This window comes from uncultured Allobosea sp. (assembly GCF_945957345.1).
GTDB lineage: Bacteria > Pseudomonadota > Alphaproteobacteria > Rhizobiales > Beijerinckiaceae > Allobosea.
The window spans coordinates 23,976-31,559 of record NZ_CAMFKW010000053.1 but is presented as its reverse complement, the minus strand read 5'-3'; the positions used below and the strand labels follow the sequence as shown (position 1 = coordinate 31,559).

At 67.3% G+C, this 7,584-nt stretch carries 8 protein-coding genes and 1 other RNA gene; 5 read left to right on the top strand and 4 right to left on the bottom strand.

Features of this window, described 5'->3' with window-relative positions; genetic code table 11:
- The 3 genes from ftsH to ybgF all read right to left on the bottom strand — a co-directional run.
- Positions 1-1,231 (bottom strand): ATP-dependent zinc metalloprotease FtsH (ftsH, locus tag Q0Q36_RS21085; RefSeq protein ID WP_293801145.1); only part of this gene is annotated, 1,231 nt, incomplete at its 3' end.
- Positions 1,232-1,342: 111 nt separating this feature from the next.
- Entirely contained in the window at positions 1,343-2,398 is a 1,056-nt protein-coding gene (gene tilS, locus Q0Q36_RS21080) for a tRNA lysidine(34) synthetase TilS (protein WP_293801143.1), read from the bottom strand.
- Positions 2,395-3,336, bottom strand: coding sequence for a tol-pal system protein YbgF (ybgF, locus tag Q0Q36_RS21075; RefSeq protein WP_293801141.1), 942 nt, complete (start codon positions 3,334-3,336; stop codon positions 2,395-2,397). Before ybgF ends, tilS begins: the two co-directional genes overlap by 4 nt.
- Positions 3,337-3,508: 172 nt before the next feature.
- Here ybgF and ssrS point away from each other — a divergent pair.
- From ssrS to Q0Q36_RS21055, 4 genes are all read left to right on the top strand, one after another.
- A non-coding RNA gene (ssrS, locus tag Q0Q36_RS21070) (6S RNA) lies at positions 3,509-3,666 on the top strand.
- A gap of 6 nt (positions 3,667-3,672) precedes the next feature.
- Positions 3,673-4,260: a 5-formyltetrahydrofolate cyclo-ligase gene (locus tag Q0Q36_RS21065; RefSeq protein ID WP_293801139.1), complete on the top strand. Its 588-nt coding sequence runs from the start codon at positions 3,673-3,675 to the stop codon at positions 4,258-4,260.
- Between the two features lie 55 nt (positions 4,261-4,315).
- Positions 4,316-5,140 (top strand): TIGR00282 family metallophosphoesterase, encoded by an 825-nt coding sequence (locus Q0Q36_RS21060; RefSeq protein ID WP_293801137.1) that lies wholly within the window; start codon positions 4,316-4,318, stop codon positions 5,138-5,140.
- A 101-nt stretch (positions 5,141-5,241) separates the two neighbouring features.
- A complete protein-coding gene (locus Q0Q36_RS21055; protein ID WP_293801135.1) occupies positions 5,242-5,988 on the top strand; it encodes a YebC/PmpR family DNA-binding transcriptional regulator in 747 nt (248 codons plus the stop codon).
- A gap of 124 nt (positions 5,989-6,112) precedes the next feature.
- Here Q0Q36_RS21055 and Q0Q36_RS21050 read toward each other — a convergent pair whose 3' ends face one another.
- Positions 6,113-6,946, bottom strand: a complete 834-nt coding sequence (locus Q0Q36_RS21050; protein WP_293801133.1) for a sulfite exporter TauE/SafE family protein — start codon at positions 6,944-6,946, stop codon at positions 6,113-6,115.
- 108 nt (positions 6,947-7,054) lie between these two features.
- On the opposite strand from Q0Q36_RS21050, the gene ruvC reads away from it, so the two are divergent.
- Complete coding sequence (gene ruvC, locus Q0Q36_RS21045) at positions 7,055-7,570, top strand: crossover junction endodeoxyribonuclease RuvC (RefSeq protein WP_293801131.1); 516 nt, start codon at positions 7,055-7,057, stop codon at positions 7,568-7,570.
- Positions 7,571-7,584: the final 14 nt, after the last annotated feature.

The following is a 7,584-nucleotide window of genomic DNA, read 5'->3' as shown; positions in this document are numbered from 1 at the left end:
CCTCGGACATGGCCATCGACTTGCGCTCGGCGCCCATCATGACCTTGTCCTTGGCATCCTCGAACTCGACATGGGTGACCATGCGCTTGCCGCGGCGGGCCGCGAGCAGCGCCGCCTCATTGACGAGGTTCATCAGGTCCGCGCCGGAGAAGCCAGGCGTGCCGCGAGCGAGCACCTTGAGGTCGACATCCGGCGCCATCGGCACCTTGCGGACATGGACGCGCAGGATCTTCTCGCGGCCGGCGACGTCCGGGTTCGGGACGACGATCTGGCGGTCGAAGCGGCCCGGACGCAGCAGCGCGGGATCGAGCACGTCGGGACGGTTGGTCGCGGCGATGATGATCACGCCCTCGTTCGGCTCGAAGCCGTCCATCTCGACGAGGAGCTGGTTCAGCGTCTGCTCGCGCTCGTCATTGCCGCCGCCGAGGCCGGCGCCGCGATGACGGCCGACCGCGTCGATCTCGTCGATGAAGATGATGCAAGGCGCGTTCTTCTTCGCCTGCTCGAACATGTCGCGCACGCGGCTCGCGCCGACGCCGACGAACATCTCAACGAAGTCCGAGCCCGAGATCGTGAAGAACGGTACATTGGCCTCGCCGGCGACGGCACGCGCCGTGAGCGTCTTACCCGTGCCGGGAGGGCCGACGAGCAGCACGCCGCGCGGGATGCGCCCGCCCAGCCGCTGGAACTTCTGCGGGTCGCGCAGGAACTCGACGATCTCCTGCAGGTCTTCCTTGGCCTCGTCGATACCCGCGACATCCTCGAAGGTGACGCGGCCATGCGCCTCGGTCAGGAGCTTGGCCTTGGACTTGCCGAAGCCCATCGCCCGGCCGGCGCCGTTCTGCATCTGGCGGGACATGAAGATCCACAGGCCGATGAAGATGACGAAGGGCAGCGAATTGACCAGGAGTGCCATGAACCAGGGCGTGCCCTCAGACGGCGCCTTGGCCGAGACCTGCACGCCCTTCTGGGCCATGGTCTTCAAGAGGTTCGGGTCGCCATAGGGCGCATAGGTCACGAAGCTGCGACCATCCGAGAAGGAGCCGGAAATCTCCTGGCCGGCGACGACGACGTTCGACACGCGTCCGGCCTCGGCCTCGTTGATCAGCTGGCTATAGGGGATTTCATTGGTGCTGGTACGCTGGCTCGGGCTCTGGAACAGAGTGACGAGCGCCAGGACCAGCAAGAAGATCACCACCCAGAGGGCGAAATTTCGAAAATTCGGATTCATTCCCAGTCCGATCGGGCCTGCCGGACCAACCGGATGAGGCCTTGAGTTTCCCGATGACCAATTTAGGTGTCGCACACGCCCTTGCCAAGGGAAAGCAACGGCGTGGCGGCACTATGACGCCGAAGAGTGAACGCCCCGTCTGCGCGGCGGCTCCACTTGCAGCGCCAGGACGCCGTCCCGACCGAGCGAGAGAACGCAGCCCGACAAGGTCCGCCGCAGCGCGGAACCTGCGCGCGCAGCCTCCGTCAGAGCCGCCCCGCACGCCTCGAGCCGCTCCAGCCGGCCATGCCCCTCTCCTCCCGGCACGACCGCATCGAGCGACAGTGCCAGAACCCGCAACACGATCTCGTCCGGCTCCGAGATCAACGTGGAAAAGCGCAGGCGCAACCCGGCTTGCGCTGTTCCGGCCGGCAACACCATCTCCGCCAGCACGATGCGAGCCCGCTGGGCAGCAGCTGCGTCCAGACGCGCCATCCGCTCAGCCAATCGCCCGAACCGTTCAGCCGTCAGTCCCTGCTCCGCCAGAACCGGCATGGTCTCGCGCCAGCGCACGCGCTCGAAGCGCGGATCGCTGTTGCTGGGATCGCGGACGAAAGGCAGCCCGCGCGCCTCTGCCGTCGCGATGAGCCGCGCCTTGGAAATGCCGAGCAGCGGTCTGACCAGCGCGATGCCGGTAACCTCGCTTCGCTCTCGCATGCCGGCCAACCCCGATGCCCCCGAGCCATGGGCGAGCCGCATCAGCATGGTCTCGGCCTGATCGTCGAGCGTATGCGCCGTGACCAGCGTCGCGCCGCCGAGCCGCCGTGCTTCGTTCGCGAGCAGGGCATAGCGGGCACGCCGAGCCTCCGCCTGCACACCGCTTGCCGGTTTCAGCCCCTCCCAGCGCAGGATTGCATGACCGACGCCAAGTTTTGCACAGAGCGCTGCCACCGCGGCAGCTTCGCCCGCTGATTCCGGGCGCAGGCCATGGTCGACCGTCGCCGCGTGAAGAGGCGGCCGGTCCGGCATCTGGACCCAGGCGGCCAGAAGCGCCAACAGCGCCACCGAATCCGGCCCGCCAGAGACTGCGACCAGCAAGGCCGCCTCATGCGACAGCCCCTCAAAGACAACGCCGGCCTCGGCAAGCGAGACCGGCGTAAAATCGTTCTCGGCCGGAGCCGCGCTCAAGCGCAGCCGGAGCGACGGCGTTCGCGGGCGATACCCTGGCGCACGGAATTGGAAGCAGAGGGATAGTCGACGCCGACCTTGGCATAGGTGGCGCAGGCCTGCTCCTTCGCGCCGAGCCCGTTAAGGGACATGCCGAGCTTGAGCAGGCTCTCCGGCGCCTTGGCGGCCTTCGGCGATTCCCGCGAGATCTTCAGGAACTGCTCGGCCGCCTCGCGGTAGCGCTGGCGCTGCAGATAGCTCTCGCCGAGCCAGTAGGTCGCATCGACCGCCTGCCGGTCGCGCGGATAGCTCTGGAGGAACTGGCGGAAGCCCATCTCGGCCTGCTCGTACTCCTTGCGCTGGAGCGAGGCGAAGGCGAGGTCATAGGCATCCTTGGCGCTCTGCGGACCGCTCGCGGCGGCAACGCTCGCGCCGCGCGGCCTGTCCTGCGGCAGCCCGCCCTGGGGCACCGGGCGCCCGACGCCCTGCAGGTCAAGCGGCTGCCCCGTCGCCGGGCCGCCCGCGTAATCATCCTCGATGATACCGGCAATCGCCCCGCCGCCGAGTTGCTGGGGCGCGCCGGCCGCACCGTGCTGCATCGTCGGGTCGAAGGCATCGCCGCGGCGCTGGCGCTGAGGCGCTGCGCCGGCAGGCGGCGCGCCGGTCGGGCCGGGCGTGGCCGCGTTCGGTCGCCCGCCACCGCCCTTCTCGTTCAGGCGGAAATCGACGTCTTGCTGGAAGCGGCTGAGCTGGTCGGTCAGCCGCTTGTTCTCGAACTGGAGCTGCTCGATCTGGCCGGACATCTGGCGCAGCTGATTCTCCAGCCGCGTCGTGCGGACGAGCAGATCGGCGGCATCCTGCGCCGAGGCCGGCACGGCACCGCCGGCAAGCGCCGCCGAGAGCGCCAAAGCGGCCAGCCCCGGGCGGAAAAGATGGCGGGCTAGGAGAGAACGAAGCATCGTTGAAACCGGTTTCCGTACATGTCGCGCGCATGTCTATAACATCAGCGCACCGCGGCCAAAATATGAACGTTTTCATGGCCGGCCCGCCCACAGGGCGCGCCAGGGGCAACGATGTGCAAACGCAAAAGAACCTCTGGCGCTTTGCCGGCGCCTTCCCTACATTCAGGAAGCGGGGCTGCCTGGTGCGTGAGAGACAGCATTCCCCGGGCCCATACGACTCCCTAGGGAGCTGTCCCTGACCGGATCCATCGGAACCGGACACACGGCGCCCACCTACTTTAGTAGGTGTCCCGGGATTCAAAACTCCACGGCCGAGGTGGCTCCGCAGCCCTTATGACGATGACGTCCGACACGCAGGTCACGCCCTCCCCGCGCAAGGCGATCCTCCGCGCTGAGGCGCTTTGCCGCCGCGACGCGCTTGATCTCGACAATCGGCTCGAATGGGATGGCGATATCGCCGCGCATGCGCTGGCCCTGCCGGTGTGGAAGGGTAGCACCGGCCCTGTCTCGGCCTATTGGCCGATGCGCTCGGAGGCCGATCCACGTCCTATCCTCGAAACGCTGCATCAGCGCGGCCTTCCGCTCTGCCTGCCCGCGATCGTCGAGAAGCGCATGATCTTCCGGCGATGGGCACCCTATGAGCCGATCGTCCCCGGCGGCTTTGGCACGCTCGTACCCTCCCCCGCCGAGCCGGAGGTGAAGCCGACGATCCTGCTCGTCCCGCTCGCCGCCTTCGACCGGCGCGGCTACCGCATCGGCTACGGCAAGGGCTATTACGACCGGGCCCTCACGGAGCTCGCTCCCACCATCAGCATCGGCATCGGCTATGCCGCGCAGGAGATCGACGCCGTGCCGGACGAGCCGCATGACCGGCGCCTCGACTGGATCGTGACCGAACGCGAAACCCTTCGCTGCGGTTGATTCCCGCGCGCCTTCGCGCAAGGGAGAGAGCCTTCGTGGTTTTCAGGTCAATTTCATGCGTCTTCTCTTTCTCGGCGACATCGTCGGCCGCCCCGGCCGGATTGCGGTTCAGGAGCGGCTGCCCGCCTTGCGCGAGGCCTGGAAGCTCGACTGCGTCATCATCAACGGCGAGAATTCGGCCGGCGGCTTCGGCATCACCGAGGCGATCTGCGACGAGATCCTCGCCGCCGGCGCCGATGTCGTGACGCTGGGCAACCATTCCTGGGACCAGCGCGAGGCCCTCGTCTTCATCACCCGCCAGGACCGGCTGGTCCGCCCGGCCAATTATCCGCCCGGCACGCCCGGCCGCGGCGCCGCCGTGGTGGAGGCCCGCAACGGCGCCCGCGTCCTCGTGGTCAACGTCATGGGCCGCCTGTTCATGGACCCGCTCGACGACCCCTTCGCCGCGGTCGAGCGCGAATTGTCGGCTTGCCCGCTCGGCGAAGTGGCGGATGCCGTCATCGTCGATGTCCATGCCGAAGCGACCAGCGAAAAGCAGGCCATGGGCTATTTCTTAGATGGCCGCGCCAGCCTCGTCGTCGGAACCCACACCCACGCGCCGACCTCGGATACCCGCATCCTGCCGGGCGGCACGGCCTATCAATCCGATGCCGGCATGTGCGGCGACTATGATTCCGTGCTCGGCATGCAGAAAGACGAGCCGGTGCGCCGCTTCCTGCAGAAAGTGCCGGGCGCGCGGCTGGAGCCGGCGACGGGCGAAGGCACGCTCTCCGGCGTCGCTGTCGATATCGACGACGCCACCGGCCTCGCCAAAGCGGTCTGGGCCGTGCGTGTCGGCCCGCATCTCAGCCAAGCCGTGCCGGAAGCCTGGATTTCCTGACGTATTTGACTGCGCGCAACGCTTGCACGCGGGCGGAGCCGGCGCCTATAAGGCCGGCTTCCAGCGCTTTCCGCCGCAACCTTTGAAGGTAACGAGCTCCCATGGCCGGCCATTCACAGTTCAAGAACATCATGCACCGCAAGGGCAAGCAGGATGCCGTGCGCTCCAAGCTGTTCTCGAAACTGGCCCGCGAAATCACCGTCGCCGCCAAGATGGGCATGCCCGACGTCAACATGAACCCGCGCCTGCGCATGGCGGTGCTCGCCGCGCGCGCCGAGAACATGCCGAAGGACAATATCCAGCGCGCCATCAACAAGGCGGCCGGCGGCGAAGGCGACAATTATGACGAGGTTCGCTACGAGGGCTACGGCCCGGGCGGCGCGGCCGTCATCGTCGAGGCACTGACCGACAACCGCAACCGCACCGCCTCCGCCGTGCGCTCCTACTTCACCAAATCGGGCGGCGCGCTCGGCGAGAGCAACTCCGTCTCCTTCATGTTCAACCGCGTCGGCGAGATCAGCTATCCGCCGGAGGCCGGCGATGCCGACAAGGTGATGGAAGCGGCGATCGAAGCCGGCGCCGACGACGTGATCTCGGACGAGAACGGCCACACCATCCTCTGCGCCTTCGATGCGCTGAACGAGGTCTCCAAGGCGCTCGAAGCCTCGCTTGGCGCGCCGGCTTCGGCCAAGCCGGTCTGGCGGCCGACGACTTCGGCCCCGCTCGACGAGGAGAAGGCCGCCTCGATGATGCGGCTGATGGAGGCCCTCGACAACGACGACGACGTCCAGAACGTCTTCGCCAATTTCGAGATCGCCGACGACATCATGGCCAAGCTCAGCGCCTGAGAGAGCGCCAGTACCATCTCCATCATGGCCGGGCTTGCCCCGGCCATTTGCGTTTTGCCTGTCGAAGATGGTTTCAAGACAGGAATGCCCGCCACAAGGGCGAGCCTGACGGCACGGCCTTTGGCTACCGCCCGAGCACCGTATCCCAGAGCGGCAGGCTGATCAGCGCGCTCAGGAAGATCACCAGATAGGCGCCGCGCCGGAACGTCTCCTCCGAGGCCAGCCGGAAGCCATGCGTGCCGGCCCAGAGCCCGATGCCGTAGATCGCGAAGAGCGGCACCGCCATCATCAGCGCGCCGACGGTCAGGATGCCCTTCCACCACAGCATCGTGCCGCTGATCAGCGTCGAGATACCGAAGAAGGTCTGCAGGTTGGCCCGCGTCTTGTGCCGGTCGTTGCGCTGCGCGCCGAGCCAGAACACCGCAAGCGGCATGCCGCCGATCGAGGCCATGCCGTTGAACAGCCCCGACAGCGCACCGACCCCAAGCGAGAGCGGGATCGTCGGCCGCCCGTGATAGCGCCAGCCCGACGCCATCAACGCGACCGCAATCAGCACGAGCGAAGCCAGCACCCAGCGCATCGTCTCGCGATCGAGCCAGATCAGCAGCCAGATGCCGGCGGGCAGCGCAAGCGTCGCCGTCAGGAGCAGCGGCAGGATCTCACGCCACTCGGCCTGGCGGGCGCTGCGCGCGGCAAGCGGGAGAGCGAAAGGCAGGTCGATGAACCAGATCAGGCCGAGCGCCGCGACGGGGCCCAGGATGACCGAGGCCAAGGGCATGAACACCATGGCAAAGCCGAAGCCGGTGAAGCCGCGCACGAGCCCGCCGATCAAGGTCGCGGCCAGCAGGACGGCGATACCGTCAACCGTGAGGCCCGGCATGAAGGAAGACAGCGTGAAGGACATGAAGCCGGCGTGAGGAGAACGTTGCGGCGAACCATGCCCGCCGGTCGGCAGCAAGAACAACTTTCCTTTTTGATGTCATCGATCAGGGGAATTCATCCCGCCCGGTCGCACGCTCGTCTCGGCGCGGGACAAATCCGAAACATCCGCTAGGTTGAGCCCGTTATGGCACCTCCGATTCGCATCCTCGGCATCGACCCCGGCCTCCGCAAAACCGGCTGGGGCATCGTGATTTCGGAGGGGAGCAAGCTCTCCTTCGTCGCCTGCGGCTGCATCGAAAGCGACGGCACGCTTCCGCTCGGCCAGCGCCTGCGGCAATTGCACGAGGGGCTGAACAAGGTCCTCGCCGCGCATCGCCCGCATGAGGCCGCCGTAGAAGAAACCTTCATCAACCGCGATCCGCAATCGGCGCTGAAGCTCGGCCAGGCCCGCGGTATCGCGCTGGTCGTGCCGGCGCTCGCGGGGCTTGATGTCGCGGAATATGCCGCCAACCTCGTCAAGAAGACCGTGGTCGGCGTGGGCCATGCCGACAAGAAGCAGGTCCAGGCGATGATCCGCGTGCTGCTGCCCAAGGCCGAGACCTCCTCGGCCGATGCGGCGGACGCGCTCGCCGTCGCGATCTGCCATGCCCAGCATCGCGGCATGAAGGCGCTGGTCGCGCAGATGCGCGTGGCAGGCTGATGGCAGTGGCCGGG